Annotated in this window: 18 protein-coding genes, 1 other RNA gene and 1 riboswitch; of the genes, 4 read left to right on the top strand and 15 right to left on the bottom strand. The window is 34.7% G+C overall.

Features of this window, described 5'->3' with window-relative positions; genetic code table 11:
- Positions 1-8 precede the first annotated feature (8 nt).
- The 8 genes from T335_RS0115545 to rnr form a co-directional block, all read right to left on the bottom strand.
- Entirely contained in the window at positions 9-260 is a 252-nt protein-coding gene (locus T335_RS0115545; RefSeq protein ID WP_242837314.1) for a zinc ribbon domain-containing protein, read from the bottom strand.
- A gap of 72 nt (positions 261-332) precedes the next feature.
- Entirely contained in the window at positions 333-1247 is a 915-nt protein-coding gene (locus T335_RS0115540) for a helix-turn-helix transcriptional regulator (protein WP_026478351.1), read from the bottom strand.
- A gap of 244 nt (positions 1248-1491) precedes the next feature.
- A complete protein-coding gene (locus T335_RS0115535) occupies positions 1492-1794 on the bottom strand; it encodes a transcriptional regulator (RefSeq protein ID WP_026478350.1) in 303 nt (100 codons plus the stop codon).
- Between the two features lie 7 nt (positions 1795-1801).
- Entirely contained in the window at positions 1802-2446 is a 645-nt protein-coding gene (locus tag T335_RS0115530) for a hypothetical protein (protein ID WP_026478349.1), read from the bottom strand.
- A gap of 222 nt (positions 2447-2668) precedes the next feature.
- Positions 2669-3019, bottom strand: a transfer-messenger RNA (tmRNA) gene (ssrA, locus tag T335_RS22065).
- Positions 3020-3083: 64 nt separating this feature from the next.
- On the bottom strand, positions 3084-3551 hold the full coding sequence (gene smpB / locus T335_RS0115525; protein ID WP_026478348.1) for an SsrA-binding protein SmpB: 468 nt from the start codon (positions 3549-3551) through the stop codon (positions 3084-3086).
- A 77-nt stretch (positions 3552-3628) separates the two neighbouring features.
- Positions 3629-4306, bottom strand: a complete 678-nt coding sequence (locus tag T335_RS0115520; RefSeq protein WP_026478347.1) for a TrkA C-terminal domain-containing protein — start codon at positions 4304-4306, stop codon at positions 3629-3631.
- A gap of 117 nt (positions 4307-4423) precedes the next feature.
- Complete coding sequence (gene rnr / locus T335_RS0115515) at positions 4424-6556, bottom strand: ribonuclease R (protein ID WP_026478346.1); 2133 nt, start codon at positions 6554-6556, stop codon at positions 4424-4426.
- A gap of 376 nt (positions 6557-6932) precedes the next feature.
- A riboswitch (cobalamin riboswitch) is annotated at positions 6933-7115 on the top strand.
- Between the two features lie 165 nt (positions 7116-7280).
- On the opposite strand from rnr, the gene T335_RS0115510 reads away from it, so the two are divergent.
- The 4 genes from T335_RS0115510 to T335_RS0115495 are packed head-to-tail and all read left to right on the top strand — an operon-like array spanning position 7281 to position 9965.
- Positions 7281-7925 (top strand): CbiM family transporter, encoded by a 645-nt coding sequence (locus T335_RS0115510; RefSeq protein ID WP_084281415.1) that lies wholly within the window; start codon positions 7281-7283, stop codon positions 7923-7925.
- Between the two features lie 44 nt (positions 7926-7969).
- Positions 7970-8719, top strand: a complete 750-nt coding sequence (cbiQ, locus tag T335_RS0115505; RefSeq protein ID WP_026478344.1) for a cobalt ECF transporter T component CbiQ — start codon at positions 7970-7972, stop codon at positions 8717-8719.
- Position 8720: 1 nt separating this feature from the next.
- Positions 8721-9530, top strand: a complete 810-nt coding sequence (locus T335_RS0115500; RefSeq protein WP_026478343.1) for an energy-coupling factor ABC transporter ATP-binding protein — start codon at positions 8721-8723, stop codon at positions 9528-9530.
- Between the two features lie 12 nt (positions 9531-9542).
- Positions 9543-9965: a hypothetical protein gene (locus tag T335_RS0115495; protein WP_026478342.1), complete on the top strand. Its 423-nt coding sequence runs from the start codon at positions 9543-9545 to the stop codon at positions 9963-9965.
- Here the strand turns inward: T335_RS0115495 and T335_RS0115490 are convergent.
- From T335_RS0115490 to T335_RS0115460, 7 genes are all read right to left on the bottom strand, one after another.
- Positions 9955-10269, bottom strand: a complete 315-nt coding sequence (locus tag T335_RS0115490) for a DUF1294 domain-containing protein (protein ID WP_026478341.1) — start codon at positions 10267-10269, stop codon at positions 9955-9957. The genes T335_RS0115495 and T335_RS0115490 overlap by 11 nt on opposite strands.
- 66 nt (positions 10270-10335) lie before the next feature.
- Positions 10336-12369, bottom strand: a complete 2034-nt coding sequence (locus tag T335_RS0115485; RefSeq protein WP_026478340.1) for a sodium-translocating pyrophosphatase — start codon at positions 12367-12369, stop codon at positions 10336-10338.
- Between the two features lie 38 nt (positions 12370-12407).
- A complete protein-coding gene (secG, locus tag T335_RS0115480; RefSeq protein ID WP_026478339.1) occupies positions 12408-12635 on the bottom strand; it encodes a preprotein translocase subunit SecG in 228 nt (75 codons plus the stop codon).
- Positions 12636-12849: 214 nt separating this feature from the next.
- The gene (gene eno, locus T335_RS0115475; protein WP_026478338.1) at positions 12850-14139 is read right to left on the bottom strand and encodes a phosphopyruvate hydratase; all 1290 of its coding nucleotides are present in this window, start codon (positions 14137-14139) and stop codon (positions 12850-12852) included.
- Positions 14140-14192: 53 nt separating this feature from the next.
- Positions 14193-15728: a 2,3-bisphosphoglycerate-independent phosphoglycerate mutase gene (gene gpmI / locus T335_RS0115470; RefSeq protein ID WP_026478337.1), complete on the bottom strand. Its 1536-nt coding sequence runs from the start codon at positions 15726-15728 to the stop codon at positions 14193-14195.
- A gap of 20 nt (positions 15729-15748) precedes the next feature.
- Positions 15749-16495, bottom strand: a complete 747-nt coding sequence (gene tpiA, locus T335_RS0115465) for a triose-phosphate isomerase (RefSeq protein ID WP_026478336.1) — start codon at positions 16493-16495, stop codon at positions 15749-15751.
- A 12-nt stretch (positions 16496-16507) separates the two neighbouring features.
- Positions 16508-17695, bottom strand: coding sequence for a phosphoglycerate kinase (locus T335_RS0115460; protein ID WP_026478335.1), 1188 nt, complete (start codon positions 17693-17695; stop codon positions 16508-16510).
- Positions 17696-17744: the final 49 nt, after the last annotated feature.

Here is a 17744-nt window from a genome sequence, read left to right as displayed (position 1 = left end):
TTCCCTATCTATCTCCATCTCTTAAGAATTCTAAGGTTTTGTATTAATCGTTTTCTAGCTTCATCTTCTGTAAATCCTTCTTTTACTTCATATGGTATACATGATTCAACCATTTCATCAAAGGTTTCATTAAATTTATTAAATTCACCATTAGGGTAACAATACTTACAATAATCAATATTAACTGACCCGTCTTTATTTTTCCCATATAACCCTTCATTTTTCATTGACATACCGCAGCTTTGACAAATATTCATCATTAACCACTCTCCTTAATAGATTAATAGCCTTTTACTTATTCATTGTAAAACACATATTATGACAGCTATATGTCATAGTTTGTTTTTTTCAATTGATAAATTAAGTCTATTAACAAATTCTTCTCTAAGCCATGATGGTTCAATGATTTTTACATAAGGAGCTAATCCCAATAAAAATGAATAGAGCCACTCGTCAACAGTGAAATTTAAATGGACAATAATCTTATCACCTACAACGCTACAGTCTTCATAATCAATATAGTCGGGAAGCTTAACCTGCATACTTTTATCTATTTCTAGCTTTATCTTTGTTGTTTGCCTCCCAGAATCTAAATTATTTTCCCAAGGGAAAGGTTTAGGAGTTTCTTTAATTTTAAATTTCTTCTCTAACAATTTGCAGGATATTATTCTACTCAATTTAAACATTCTAAAATTTTCTCGAAGTTCACAATATCCATAAATATACCAAGTTGATCCCATCATTACTAATGTATATGGACATATGATTCTATGAGATTCTCGAAAGCTTGCGTCTATATATTTTATATGGATTTTTTGATAACTATCTCTAGCTTTAGTTATTATATCTAAATTTTCTTTAAACCTTTTACGATTAATAAGAGGACTTAATTTAACTACGATCTTATGGCTTTTTAAATCTGATGGGAGAAGCATTGAGAACTTGTTATATACTGACTTTATCTCTGTATAAGGCACTGCTTTTTGTAAACTCTCTAAAAGATTATTAAGAACCTTTGCTTCATCTGTTTTTAGGAAATTTTTATCTAATTTATAATCATTAAGTAATTGATATCCACCTTTTTTCCCAACTTCAGAATAGATAGGGATACCAGCCATACTCAAGGTATCTATGTCTCTTTGGATTGTCCTAACTGATACCTGAAAATATTCAGACAACTCCCTTGCCGTTATTCTTTCATTATTTATAATCATCATTAGAATGCTAAGCAATCTATCTATTTTCATCGTGAAACCTCCAGAGCCTTATAGTGAAATTTTGATCTTTATTAATTTCTTAATATTCAATACAAGCACCTAGAATCCTTTATATATTTTTCACCAATAAAGGCTTTGTAGATTTAAATTAGATATTTTTAAAAACCCTTTTAAAGGGAAAAAGCCGCATAAAATGCGACTTATACACTATTGTTCTTTTAAGTGGTGAAGGTGTAGGGTAGTGATAAAATCTGCAATTTATTTGATATTCCACTTATGTATTAATATCTCTATACTTCTTTACTAGATTTTCTAATGAAGTTACATACTCAATAAATTTGCTTTCACCCATTTTTGTTAGCTTATATATCGTTTGGGGCTTATTATTTAAGAATACTTTATTTATTTCTATATATCCTGATTCCTTCATTTTTGATAAATGTACACTTAGATTACCATCAGTTGCCCCCGTAACTTCCTTTAATTCCTTAAAACTTTTTTCACCAGTTATTAGACAAGATACTATCGCAATTCTAAGCTTTGATTGAAATATATCAGGTATTGAATTTATATCCAATCTATAATCACCTCGCTTGCTGAGACTTTAAGAAGAAGCCTGTGTAAAAAAATGTAAAGGGTAGTGCTACAATATAGAGAAGCTGGATCACTAAATCGTTTAATACTGGTACATTAAAATATGCATAAAGTACACTAATCCCAATATAAGTAAAAGCTAAATATTTAAATTGACTATACCCTGTAAACCATGATGTTATCATAAGACCCATTGCCAAACTAAAAAACATAATTGAAAAACTATTTGCTCGAACAGTAATCATTTCTACAGTCATATCGCTAGTATGGGTAATAATATTTAATTTAGAAGGTATTACGTTCAAAGCTAAGATTAACACCCAGACCTTCATTAATTGTTTCTCTAAACCTATAAGGGGTATTTTTTTAGAAACTTTTCTATAAACTAAAGCTGCAACCAATGCAATTATAGTAATAGGAGGCATAAAATTTAGTATTGGGTAATTAGTTAATATATCCCCCACTTTTTCATTATTCGTTGTCATAAGAACCATTATTATACCATTCAGTATAAAAAGTATGCCCCAATAAATAAATATCTTACTAAAAGATATAAAAGATTTTTTAGTCCTATTAATTATACTTTTTATCAATTCAATACTTTCAACTGCTTCATTTAATAATTTTTCATCCATAAAAGTAACCTCCTGTTTTTTATTTTTCAAAGTACTTTATAAAACAAAGTATATCGATTAATTTTAATTTTGTCAATCTATTTTTTGAAATTTTTCTAACTCTGGATAGACCAGTACTAGTAGCTTTTCCCTTAAATTATTCCTAGTATTGATTGTACCTTCCAGTACTACAAATGCAAAAAAACCGCATAAATGCGGCTTTCATAGTATCATGGATTTAATTGGTGGAGGCGAGGGGAATCGAACCCCTGTCCGAAGGCCCTTCACCTTCAGCTTCTCCGAGCGCAGTTGTTATTTTAGATCTCGTCTCCTCTAGCGTCTAACAACAAACTTTAGATTCGACCAGTCTCAATTGTGCCACTTAAGGTCGAGACAACCCTCAAGTCGTTCCCTGCATGGTTGGCGCTTCTATCCTAACGGCAGGAGGTCAGGTAGAAACGAGCTGCAACTAGGCAGCTAATGCGTAATTATCGTTTGCGTTTATATTTCGTGCCCAGTTTTTTTACGTGTCACCAAGCTAAACACGGCTCGCTACTCAAGGATCTAAACCCCCGTCGAAACCAGTACGCCCCCATTTATATGGGTAAATCTGATTTAACTTAGTTTAGAAAAATACTAGTTAGTTCTATAGTTAGTTCTATACTTTTTGTCTAGCCCTTAATTCTTTATCAATTCTTCTTTGAGATTCCTTCTTGGCAATATCTTGGCGTTTATCATAAAGCTTTTTACCAATGGCAACTCCAAGTTCAACCTTTATTAGACCCTGCTTTAAATAAACATTTAAAGGTATTAGCGTATAGCCTTTTTGTTGAATATAACCAATTAGCTTTAAAATCTCCTTTTTATGAAGTAAAAGCTTTCTAGGTCTAAGGGGATCTACGTTATGAATGTTTCCCTTTTCATAAGGACTTATATGAACATTATACAGGAAAACTTCACTATTTTCAACACGAGCATGACCATCACGAATGTTAAGTTTACCCAAACGGATGGACTTTACTTCTGTCCCCCGTAGTTCAATCCCACATTCATAGGTTTCTTCAATAAAGTAATCATGTCTGGCTTTTTTATTTGTTGCTAAAACTTTTCTTGCTTCCTTAACCATAGCCTTCACCCTCTTGACTTTTATTATGAGTGACTCTTTCTAATCTATCACACTTGAATCAAAAAGTCAAATGTTATTTAATGTTTTTTCTGAGCCATTATAAATTCCTTAATCTTCTCCACTTGCCCATAGACAATTACCTTATCTCCCTCTCTAAAAAGAAGATTATTTCTCGGGAAATGTACTATATGTGAGCCCCGATCAACGTTCAACACTTGAATATAATTCTCCTTAAGTCCCGACTTTTCTAAAGATACACCTATTAAATCATGATTTTCTTCAATAATAAACTCAGCTACACCGTACTCTTCATTTAGTTTTAACACTTCTTCTACTGTTTTATACTTAGTATTTTTTTTCATTTGTTTAACCAACTGCTCTTCGATAATATTCTCTAACCTAGTTAAGATATGCTTATTTCTAGTAAGAAACAATAGTACAATCAATGCTCCACAGATAAAAATAGAAAAATACAAAAATGATCTATAATTTCTAAAGGCACTGATGATAATACTAATTAATGTAGCCTGCCCTACATAGCTTACCAGCATTAATATTTGTGCAATTTTTCTTCTGGTTGGATGCTGAGTAATCAACTCCGATTCCCTCGTAGTAAAGCCAGTATGGGTAATCATTGAAATCACTTGAAACCTTGCTTTTTCTATATCTAGCCCCGTAACCTTTAAAGCTACAGATAACACTTCTACCATTAGAGCCAAAAACATTAGTATTATCAATCCATATGCAATAGGCATTACTACTCCCCCCTTTATAAGAAATTATAAACATAACTAGCTATTATAATTAATTTAAAAAAACAAATTTAAAAAATTTAAAAAAGAGAAGAGGGAATTCACCCTCTCCCCGCCATACTACTCTTCATCTGATTCAACTAAAGTAAAATCAATTTCTCCTTGTAGGACATCCACCTTAGCAACCTTTACTTTCACAGTATCTCCTATTCTAAAAACTCTTCTTTTACGTTCTCCAGTTAAACTATGTTGCTCACTATCATATCGATAGTAGTCATCTTCTAAGGAGCTTACTCTCACTAGACCTTCTACAGTATTTTCTAATTCTACAAACATACCGATAGAAATTACACCCGAGATCACGCCTTCGTAGACCTCTCCAATACGCTCAGACATGTACTCAGCCTTCTTCATGTCTACGGTTTCCCTTTCAGCCTCTTCAGCATTTCGCTCTCGTATAGAGGATTGCTCTCCTATATATCCAACTAACCCATCCACTTTTTTCAGCCACTTACTTTCAGGACCTTCATTGATAAAAGCTTTAATAATTCTGTGGATAGCCAAGTCTGGATATCTTCTAATTGGGGAAGTAAAGTGACTATAATACTCTGCAGCTAACCCAAAGTGACCTAGGTTTTCTGAAGTATACCTAGCCTTTTTTAAAGAACGAAGCATTAATGTGTTAATTAGAGCCTCTTCTTTTTTACCTTCAATTTTCTTTAATAATTCTTGCAATACTTTGGGATGAACTTCCCCTGCATTTAGGCCCTTTAAGTGATAACCAAAATTATGAATAAACTTATTAAACTCTTCAATTCTCTCTACACTTGGATCTTCATGTACTCGATAAACAAAGGGGACATTTAACCAATAGTAGCTTTCCGCAACAGTTTCATTACAAACCAACATAAACTCTTCTATTATTCTATTGGCAATACGGCGTTCATAGCGTTTTATATCAACTGGCTTTCCATCTTCATCTAATATTACCTTTGCCTCCGGGAAATCAAAATCAATAGCACCACGTTCTTCCCGCCTCTTTCTTAAAATGCGACAAAGTTCTTCCATCGTTTTAAAGTCTTCTACTAGCTCTTTGTATTTTTCTTTAAGGGCTTGGTCATCCTTTTCAAGAATATCAGAAACATCACCATAAACCATTCTTTCTTTGGTCTTAATAACACTTTCATAGACTTCATGACTTACGACCCTGCCTTTTTTATCTATTTCCATAAATACAGAAAGAGCAAGACGATTAACTTGAGGATTTAAACTACATACTCCATTAGATAACTTTCTAGGAAGCATAGGAATAACCCTATCGACTAAGTATACACTTGTCCCTCTACTTAGGGCTTCACGATCAAGTTCTGTGCCTTCTCGTACATAATGGGTAACATCAGCAATATGTACACCTAAACGATAATTTCCATTTGCCAATGTTTCTATTGATACTGCATCGTCTAGATCTTTAGCATCGGCACCATCTATGGTAACCATTTTTAAATCCCTTAAATCTTTACGTTTTGCAATTTCCTCTTCTGGCACTTCATCGGGGATTCCATCAACCTCTGCTTCCACCTCTAGTGGAAACTCAGGGTCAAGATTAAATTTACGCATGATAGCTACAATATTTGTTGCACTATCATTCTTATGTCCTAAAACCTCTACAATAGAGCCTTCTGGATTTCTTCTTGCTTCTGGCCAACGGGTTATTTTACAAACCACCTTATGCCCATCCTTAACCTTTTTACTCTCACTTTTAGGAATGTATATATCAGCATTTATTCTTGGATCATCGGGAACAACAAATCCAAAATTTCTACTATCTTCATAGGTACCTACAACTTCAATATTGGCCCTCTCCAAAATTCTGATGACTTCCCCTTCTGCTTTTTTAGTTCTAGTATTAACATTATTAATCCTAGCGATAATTCTGTCGTTATGCATGGCACCATTCATCAGGTTTGCAGGAATAAATACATCCTCCATATCTTGAATATCAGAAATGACAAAACCAAACCCTTTTGCATTTCCTTGCAATCTTCCAACAACTAGGCCCATTCTTTCAGGTACCCCATAACGCTTCTTACGGGTTTTAATAATTAACCCTTCTTGTTCCATTTCTTCTAATAACTTCGAAAAGCTACTTCTTTCTTGTTTGCTTAATTCTAGAGCATTAGCCAACTCTTCTTCCAACATTGGGTTATAGGCAAGCTCCCTCATAAATTCAACGATTCTTTCTTTAGATGACATGTGATCCCTCCTACTTTGTATTCATTGAAGGTTATTGTATCTTATTATCTTATTTTAACCTTTTTTTGATAATTATACTTAAGCACTTTATTTTCTAGCTAAGTGTAAGTCAAGCAATTATTTTTTTGAGGAAAATTGCAAGCAGTTTTAATTATTTGAGGACATTGCACAATACCATAAATCAGAATTTATATTCCTTTTATGCAAAGGTGAAAGCTGAGTCCTGCATCGAACACTAAACAACGTAGTTTTTATTTTGCATAAATATAAATTTAGTTTTAATTATGTAGTTTCCTCATGTAACAACTTAATTTGTTTCAATAAATCTTATTGGATTATATTGCTATTATACCACTCTTATGGTAAATTAAAAATAAACTTAATATTTTAAATAAGTTTTCATTCGAAATTCGAGATGAAAAGGGAAGTTGGTGCAAATCCAACGCGGTCCCGCCACTGTGATGGGGAGCCTACAACGTATACCACTGGATAATATCTGGGAAGGTGTTGTTTGGTTATGAACCTAAGCCAGGATACCTACTTATTTGCATCTTACAAAATCTACGGTGTATGGATTATAAGATATTAATTATGTATGAGGTTTTTACGCTATTCTTGCGTTTTTGTAATACCATCATATGAATTATAATCTTACACTTGTAGTGTAGGATTTTTTTATTTTGAGGACATACCTATGCTCTTTTTTATAACACAAAAATAGTTTATGTTTTTTCCTCAACCAATATTTATGAAAGGTGGTTTTATAATGCATTTATCAGACGGTGTTGTTAGTATGCCTATTGTGGTTGCTTCCTCGGCTGTTGCAGGAGGAATGCTACTACACTCGACTAGAAGGATTAAAGAAGTAGAAATCCCTAAGATCAGTCTATTATCAGGAAGTTTTTTTGTACTTTCATTAATCAGCCTTCCTGTAGGCCCTACTTCCATTCATCCCCTTTTGGCTGGATTGTTAGGAATTATGCTTGGAGGAAAAGCAATTGTTGCCATATTTATAGGTCTATTACTACAAGCAACCCTTTTTCAACATGGAGGTATCTCAACAATTGGGGTTAATACCCTTTTATTAGCACTTCCTGCTTTAGTTTCATATTATTTATTTTCTTATCTTAAAGTAAAGTCTTATTTTTTAAAGGGTTTGGTTGCAGGTATGATGGGAGTAATTGGCTGTGTTCTTCTTTTAATTACCGTATTGTACCTTAGTAGTCATCACTATAGTGGTGGTTTTTTCTCTGTCATTCGATTAATTTTGGTCGGTTATATTCCACTAGTCTTCATTGAAGGATTAGTTACAGGTTTTGCAGTGGCCTTTATCAGTAAGTCACGCCCTAAAGCAATCGCTAGTTTATAGTTTATGTTTCATAAAAAGTAATCATCATAGAGGAGTGCCATCAGTTGGATATTAAAAGATTTAATTATAATAAACTAGAAAACCTAGGCCTTCTTAATTCATGGGGGCATCGTTGGGAAACAAGAATCAAAATTATAACAGCTTTTCTCTTTGTCATTATGGTTGTAACTCTTAAATCATTAACATTATTAAGTATAACCTTTGCTATAACCTTAGGAGCTGCCTTAACAATGAAGCTTCCTTTTAAATTTTTATTAATCAGATTAGGTCTCTTTCTGCCTATCTTTTTAATAATGGCTATTCCGATAGTTTTAGGAGGTAGTTCTAATTCCATTAATGAATCTCTACATTTTATGTTGATTGTTATTTTCAAAGGACTCATTTCTATTCTAGTTATGATTATGATGATTACAACCCAAAGAATACAGGATTTATTTATCGGCTTATCCCATATGAAGTTACCGCCAGTATTAGTTAGCATATTTTTTCTGGCTTATCGTTATGTCTTTTTATTTATTCAAGACATAACTAACCTAAGAAGAGCTATCAATTCTAGGCTCTATCAAAGAAAATTTAATAAAGAGAACCTTAAGGTTTATGGTGAAATAGTAGGTGGCCTATTGGTAAAATCCTTAGATCGATCTGAAAATGTTTATCGAGCTATGGCTTCTAGAGGATTCAACGGCACACTTCCCACTGCAAAGCCTCGTAATATTTACAAGATTGATCTTATAAAAGGATTTGCTGTAGTCACTTATATTGTTATCATTAAAATAATAGAAGGATGGTTTTAACATGAAGGCAATTGAAATATGCAATTTGAACTATATGTATCAAGATGGAACGGTAGCCCTTCATAATATCAGTTTATCTATTGATATCCATAAAAAAATCGCTTTACTAGGCTCCAATGGCAGTGGAAAAACTACATTATTATATCATTTAAACGGACTAAATCTACCACAAGAAGGTACTGTAAAAGTCTTTGGAAATCTGATCTCTGATGATAATCTAAAAGTGATTAGAAAAAGCGTTGGTATTGTCTTTGATAACCCTGATAATCAATTATTTGCTACAACAGTTTATGAAGACTTAGCCTTTGGTCCAAGAAATTTAGGTTATAATGAATCTATCGTAAAAGATAAGGTAACTACTGTTTTACAAGAGGTGGGGATGGAAACATATAAAGAACGTCCACCTTTTAATTTAAGTTTAGGTCAAAAGAAAAAAATAGCCATTGCTGGCGTATTAATTATGGAACCTGAGATTTTAGTATTAGACGAGCCCTTCTCGGGACTTGACCCTGCTTCTTCTAAGCAATTAGAGGGTATTTTAAGATTATATCACGATAAAGGAGCAACCATTATTATAAGTACCCATGATGTTGATTTTGCCTATAGTTGGGCCGATGAAGTCATTATCCTGCATCATGGTCAACTTCTAGCTAAAGGCTCTATTGACCTCTTAAAAGATAAGAAATTAATGGAGGATGGGTTATTAGAGGTTCCAACCATACCTACTATTTTTGAAAGTTCTAATTATAGCCCTAAAACTAGCAAAGAAGCTAATGAAATTATTCTAAACTTAATTAATAAAATTAAGTAAAGGAGGCAAAATATGAAAAATAACACAAAAAGAACTAATACAGTAATAATGATTGTTATGATGATTTTCATCTTAAGCACTACCTTTAGCTTTGCCCATAAAATGACAGTAACCGAAATAGAAGATGGCAAAATACAGGTTCTTTACGGAGATGGTAGTTTTCCCACCTTTGGAGAAGTAGTTTTATACACAGAAGATTATATAGAGGTATACCGAGGTAATATTAATGAAGAGGGGATTTTTATCATCCCCCAAGAAGTTAATGCTTATCTACTGGTTGCCAATGATGGCATGGGGCACCAAGCCCGTTGGAAAATTGGTGACAATACTTCTAATGAAGGTACCAATGTAATTAAAGTAATTGTAATTGCTATGATTTTTGTCTCTGTTGCTGGTCTTTATCAAATTAAGCTAAAAAAGAAAGCTAATTTATAATTCGATATAAAATAATTAGATGAAAAAGCTGATTAGCTAGATACAGGATTGGTATTCCCACATAGAATTTCTTTTTGCTTATTTTATGATGAAAACTTACCATTCCAAGTAAAATTCCTATTGCTCCACCGAAAAAGGCCAAAGCCATAAAGGTTAATTCCGAAATTCGATCTTGTCCTTTCTTGGCTCGGTACTTATCAAAACCCATAAGTAAGAACCCCCCTATGGATACCAGTAATACAGCAATACTGTAGAATACCATTAATGGAGACATTTCTCTTATTACTGCAAATAAAATTTCCATACGATCTCCCCTTTTTAGAAAAAGCCCTTAATCAATTGATTAAGGGCTTTACTATAGTTGTTACTTCTATTCGAAGAATCTCATTAGCATTCCACCATAGGTGAAGAATAATGGTGCAAATACTACAGATACAATCGTCATTAACTTAATTAAGATATTGATAGATGGTCCAGAAGTATCTTTAAATGGATCCCCTACAGTGTCACCAACAACTGCTGCCTTATGGGGTTCACTTCCTTTACCTCCATGGTTTCCTTCTTCAATATATTTCTTAGCATTATCCCATGCTCCACCAGCGTTTGCCATCATAATAGCCATCAATACTCCAGCTACTAAAGCTCCTGCTAATAGTCCCCCAACTGCATCTGCTCCTAATAATATCCCTGTAGCGATTGGAGCGATAACAGCTAATAGACCTGGAATAATCATTTCTCTAAGGGCTGCAGCAGTACTAATATCTACACAAGTAGCGTACTCTGGTGTCCCTTTTCCTTCCATGATTCCTGGGATTTCTCTAAACTGTCTTCTTACTTCTTCAATCATTTCAAAAGCTGCTTTACCAACTGCCTCCATTGTTAATGCAGAGAACAGGAATGGTAACATACCTCCTATTAACATCCCTGCAATTACAGCAGGTCTTGTAATATCAATAGCAGATAATTCTACTGCTTCTGTATAGGTAGCAAATAATGCAAGGGCTGTTAATGCTGCAGACCCAATTGCAAACCCTTTACCCATAGCAGCTGTTGTATTACCAACTGCGTCTAATTTATCTGTAATCTTTCTAACCTCTTTTGGAAGTTCACACATTTCAGCAATACCACCAGCATTATCTGCAATTGGACCATAAGCATCTACTGCTACAGTCATACCAGCTGTTGCTAACATACCAACTGCTGCTAAGGCAATACCGTATAAGCCTGCTACTCCATAAGAAATTAAAATACCAACTGCGATTAAAAGAATTGGCCAAGCTGTTGACATCATCCCAACTGCTAGTCCACTAATAATTGTTGTTGCTGGACCTGTTTCAGATTGCTTTGCAATCTTCTTAACTGAAGCAAAGCTTCCAGAAGTATAAACTTCTGTTAATTGACCAATTAAAATACCAACAACTAAACCTGTTACAACTGCATAAAAGCCACTTAAGTTTCCTAAGAAGTAGTTACTTAAGAAGAAAGTTGCAACAACAGTAATTAATCCAGCTACATATGTACCAGTTTTAAGGGATTTTTGAGGATCCTTCTTTTCATCCCCTTTTACAAAGTACGTACCAATAATTGAAGCAATAATACCTACAGCTGCTAACATTAATGGGAAGACTGCTCCATCCATACCATAAGCAAGTAAACCTAAAGTAATGGCAGAAATAATTGACCCTACATAAGACTCAAATAAGTCGGCTCCCATCCCTGCTACGTCTCCAACATTATCTCCAACGTTATCAGCAATAACCGCTGGGTTTCTTGGATCATCTTCAGGAATCCCCGCTTCAACCTTACCAACTAAATCGGCTCCAACGTCTGCAGCCTTAGTGTAGATTCCACCACCAACACGTCCAAATAATGCAATTGAAGAGGCCCCAAGAGCAAAACCTGTAATTACTCTAGCTGCTTCTACCGAAGCATCAAATGTACTAGCTGCTTCTATAGTATTAGAAAGAATAAGGAATAATCCCCCTACCCCTAAAAGACCTAAACCAACTACTGACATACCCATAACTGCTCCACCTGAGAAGGCAACGCTTAGGGCTTTGTTCATTCCACCTTCTTTTGCTCCATTAGCTGTTCTAACGTTAGCTTTAGTAGCAACTTGCATACCAAAGAAACCTGCTAACCCAGAGAAAAGTGCACCGATTACAAATGCAATGGCAGTTGGTAAATCAATACCAAAGGAAAGTACAAAAAATAAAATAACTACAAAAATTGCTAAAGTCTTATACTCTCTAGTTAAAAAAGCCATGGCGCCTTCATGAATATATGAAGAAATTTCCTTCATTCTATCCGTTCCGACGTCCACCTTGTTAATTTTGGCTGTAAGCATATATGCAAAAACTAGTGCAATTAAACCTACAACCGGCGCTAATACGATCAGATTCATTTACGCTAACCCCTCTCCTGTAACTATTCAGTTTTATTTTATTGAATTGCAACTAATGCAATTGCAACAATAATAAATAAAGCTGCTCCGATAGAAGTAACTCTACTTAGCATTCCTTCATATCCCTTACCTTGTTTACCCCAAATTTGCTCTGCTCCACCAGAAATTGAACCTGAAAGACCTGGATTTTTACCTGATTGTAACAAAATACTTCCAATTAAAACTAAGCAAGTAATTACTTGAATGATCATTAAAAATACTCTCATGTTTCCACCTCCTATATGTGAGATTAACATACATATTTTAACACAGGAAATCTATAAAATCAACCAAATTTATTTGTTAGGTAGGAGTTTATGCCATAACATTCTGAATCTTGTTAACTGCAATACGAAAAAAATGTATAAATAACAATAATAAGGGTAAAGCTACCCCTATTATTGTCATAAGCTTAAGTTTTTATACTGTAACAATTTTTACTTACTTAACGTTATAAAACACTTTATTTCCTCTGTATTTTGCTAAGTCTCCTAAATTATCTTCTATTCTTAATAATTGATTATACTTAGCAACACGATCTGTACGGGCAGGTGCACCGGTCTTAATTTGTCCTGCATTTACTGCAACCGCAATATCAGCAATTGTTGCATCTTCAGTTTCTCCAGAACGGTGGGAGATTACTGCAGTATATCCTGCTCTCTTTGCCATTTCAATTGCATCTAATGTTTCAGTAATTGTACCAATTTGGTTTACTTTAATTAGAATTGAATTAGCTGTTCCAGTCTCAATTCCCTTTTCTAATCTTGTTGTATTTGTTACGAATAGATCATCTCCAACGATTTGGATTCTCTTACCTAATCTATCTGTCATCAACTTCCAACCAGCCCAGTCATCTTCACTTAATCCATCTTCAATTGAGATGATAGGATACTTGTTTACTAATTCTTCATAGAAGTCGACCATTTCTTCTGCTGTTTTAGTGATGCCTTCACCAGCTAAATGATAAGTTTTCTTCTCTTCGTCATAAATTTCAGTTGCAGCTACGTCTAGCGCTAATTTTATTTCTTCTCCCGGCTTATAACCAGCTTTTTCAATTGCTTCAATAATAACTTGTAGGGCCTCTTCATTTGATGCTAAGTTTGGGGCAAATCCACCTTCATCACCTACAGCTGTAGCTAATCCCTTTGCCTTTAATACTGATTTTAAGCTATGGTAAATTTCAACACCCATTCTTAATCCTTCAGTAAAGGACTCAGCCCCAACTGGCATAATCATGAATTCTTGAATATCTACATTATTATCTGCATGGGCTCCACCATTTAAGATGTTCATCATTGGAACTGGTAATTCTTTTGCGTTTACTCCACCAAGATATTGGAATAAAGGTAATCCTAACTCTTCTGCCGCAGCCTTTGCTACTGCCATAGATACCCCAAGAATCGCATTGGCTCCTAATTTGCTTTTGTTTTCAGTTCCATCTAATTCTAACATTGTTTCATCAATACCAATTTGATCTGTTGCATCATAACCTACGATTTCTGGTGCAATAATATCATTTACGTTTTTAACTGCATTAAGTACACCTTTACCTAAGTATCTACCTTTTTCTCCATCTCTAAGTTCTACAGCTTCGAAGGCACCAGTTGATGCTCCTGATGGAACAATTGCTCTTCCCATTACACCACTCTCTAAATGCACCTCTACCTCTACAGTTGGATTCCCTCTAGAATCTAAAATTTCTCTAGCATAAATTTCACTTATAATTGTCATTTTTTTCTCTCCTCTCAAGCTACTGTTTGGTTATGATAACCTATCTATTATTTTTATTTTTTTAGGATTAGACTCTCACCATTCATTTCAGCCGGCTTGTCTTTTCCTAATAGTTCTAATATAGTTGGTGCGATATCACAAAGCTTTCCTTCTTCTACCAATTGATATTCGCCTTCTGCTACTAAAATTAAAGGGACTGGATTTGTTGTATGGGCTGTAACAGGACCACCGGTTACTTCATCAATTAGATATTCTGCATTACCATGATCTGATGTAACGATGGCTTTACCACCTTTTTCTAGTATTTTGTCAATCACTTCTGCTAAACACAAGTCTACTGTTTCTAATGCCTTTACTACAGCATCAAATACACCTGTATGCCCCACCATATCTGGATTAGCATAGTTCAGTACGATAAAGTCGTATTTCTCAGCATCTAATGCTTCCAATAGCTCATTCGTTACTTCTCTAGCACTCATTTCAGGCTTAAGATCATAAGTAGCTACCTTAGGAGACTGAATAAGTTTTCGATCCTCATTAGGATAGGGTGCTTCTATTCCTCCATTAAAGAAGTAAGTTACATGGGCATATTTCTCAGTTTCTGCTATCCTAAATTGCGTTAAATCTAACTTGCTTAAGTATTCTCCTAACGTGTTATCTAACGTCTGCGGCAAATAGGCAACCTTTACCCCTTCAATTGATCCATCATATAGGGTCATCGACACGTAATGAAGATTTAATTGGCCTTTTTCCCTAACAAAACCTTGGAATTCGTTATCCATAAAGGCTCTAGTCATTTGACGGGCTCTATCGGGTCTAAAGTTAAAGAAAATGATTGAATCATCATGATTAACATTGTGGATTACCCCGTTATTAGTAATAACCACTGGTTTGACAAATTCATCTACTTCTCCAGCTTCATAGGAAGCCTTAATTGCTGAAATAGCATCCGTCATAATTGGTCCACTACCTGAAACGATGGCATCATAAGCTTGTTTTGTTCTATCCCATCTTAAATCACGGTCCATAGCATAGTATCTACCACTTACTGTAGCTATCCTACCTACGCCTATTTCCTTAATTGCTTCTTCAAGATCTTCTATATATTGTACAGCACTTTGGGGAGGGGTGTCCCTTCCATCTAAGAAGCAATGTATTAAGACATCAGTTAGACCTTCTGCCTTAGCTAATTTTAGTAGAGCATAAAGATGTTTACTATGACTATGGACTCCACCATCTGAAACTAGTCCCATCAGATGTAGTTGAGTATTTTTCTCTTTAGCATTCTTAATTGCACTAATAAAAGTTTCATTCTTGAAGAAGTCACCTATTTCGATTTCTCTGGTAATTCTTGTAAGTTCTTGATATACAATTCTTCCTGCTCCGATATTTAAATGTCCCACTTCAGAGTTTCCCATTTGACCTTCTGGCAAACCAACTGCCATACCACTTGCTTGAACCTCTGTAGAAGGATATTTATTTAATAATTGACGAATATTTGGTAGTTTGGCTGCTGCTATGGCATTACCTACAGTTTTGTCATTTAAACCAAACCCATCTAGAATAATTAGTGCAACAGGTTTTTTCATTTCAATCTTCCTTTCTGAGGTTAGAAGTGAACAATTCCTAGAAAGGCTTCTGCCTCTAAACTTGCTCCTCCTACGAGGGCACCATCAATATCTGCTTCATTCATAATTTCAGAAGCATTAGATGCCTTTACGCTACCTCCATATTGAATTCTAATCATTTCAGAAATTGTATCGTTATATAGAGATTGAATTACTTCTCTAATATATGCAATCACAGTATTGGCATCCCCTGAAGATGCTGTTTTCCCTGTACCAATAGCCCAGATTGGCTCATAAGCTATCACTATCTGTTCCATTGATTCTTCCTTAATTCCTTGTAAAGCCTTTTCAGTTTGTCTTTTGACAACCTCAAAGGTTTTGTTAGCTTCTCTTTCTTCAAGGGTTTCACCTACACAAACAATTGGCTTAAGTCCCTTTTCTAAAGCTTTTTTAACCTTTAAATTAACTGTCTCATCGCTTTCATGGAAATATTGTCGTCGTTCAGAGTGTCCAATAATAACATACTCTACACCTATATTTAATAGCATATCTGGGGAAATTTCACCAGTATAGGCGCCTCCATCCTCCCAGTGGATGTTTTGTGCACCTAGTTTTATTTTAGTTCCTTCTATTGCCTTTCTTACTTCTGAAAGGGCAGTGAAGGGAACACATATCACCACTTCAACATCTGTTTCATTTACATGAGTTTTTAATTCATTAACTAGTTGGAGGGCTTCATTGTTGGTTTTGTTCATTTTCCAGTTGCCTGCTATAATTGGTATACGCATATTCCCATCCTCCTATTTTTCTTCCAGTACGTCGATTCCTGGTAGTATTTTACCTTCTAAGAACTCTAACGATGCTCCACCGCCGGTAGAAATATGGCTCATAGCATCAGCAAAACCTAATTGTTCTACTGCTGCTGCACTATCTCCGCCACCAATGATAGTAGTTCCTTGACTTTCAGTTAAGGCTTTAGCAATTGCTTTTGTTCCAACTGCAAAGGCTGGCATTTCAAATACCCCCATTGGTCCATTCCAAATAACGGTTTTTGCATTCTTAATTTTATCTGCATATAGAGCGACTGTCTTTTCACCTATATCTACCCCTAACCATTCAGCAGGGATTTCTTCATTTGTAACTGTTTTATATTCTGCATCTGGGGCAAAATGGCTAGCTACAACAGAGTCTATTGGAAGCAGTAATTCAACATTCTTTTCCTTTGCTTTCTCAACAAGATTAAGAGCTAAGCTCATTTTATCTTCTTCTAAAAGAGATTTTCCAATTTCGTAACCTTGAGCCTTTAGGAAGGTATAGGCCATTCCACCACCAATTAATAGAACATCTACCTTCTCTAAAAGATTTTCAATTACTCCAATTTTATCGGATACCTTTGCACCACCTAAAATTGCAACAAAAGGTCTTTCAGGATTTTCTAGCGCTTTCCCCATAAAATTTAACTCTGTTTCAATTAAGAAACCCATTCCAGATGGCAAAAACTCCGCTACCCCTGCAGTTGAACTGTGGGCTCTATGGGCTGTTCCAAAGGCATCATTTATAAATATATCACCAAGGGAAGCTAAATCCTTTGAAAAAGTCTTTTCGTTCTTTTCTTCTTCTTTTCTATATCTAACATTTTGAAGTAACATGACTTCTCCTGCAGTAAGCTTTTCTGCTAATTCAACAGTTTTACTTCCTACAACAGCATCATCATCTGAAAAAGTAACCTCTTTATTTAATAGTTGAGAAATTCTTTCTGCAACTGGAGCTAATGTATACTTAGGGTTTGCCTCACCTTTGGGTCGCCCAAAATGGGACATTAAGATTACGGCAGCCCCTTCTTCTAATAGGTATGTAATGGTTGGTAGAGCACCCTTAATTCTTCTATCATCAGTAATATTACCTTCTTTATCCATTGGTACATTAAAATCACATCTAACTAGTACTTTTTTGCCCTTAACATCAAAATCTTTAACAGACTTTTTCATCTTAATACGCCCTCCTTAATGTTTAAATTACCACTAATTATTACACTTA

This window comes from Alkaliphilus transvaalensis ATCC 700919 (assembly GCF_000621485.1).
GTDB classification, from domain to species: Bacteria; Bacillota; Clostridia; order Peptostreptococcales; family Natronincolaceae; genus Alkaliphilus; species Alkaliphilus transvaalensis.
Note: the sequence above shows the minus strand (reverse complement) of the source record. Positions and strands in the feature narration are given on the sequence as shown.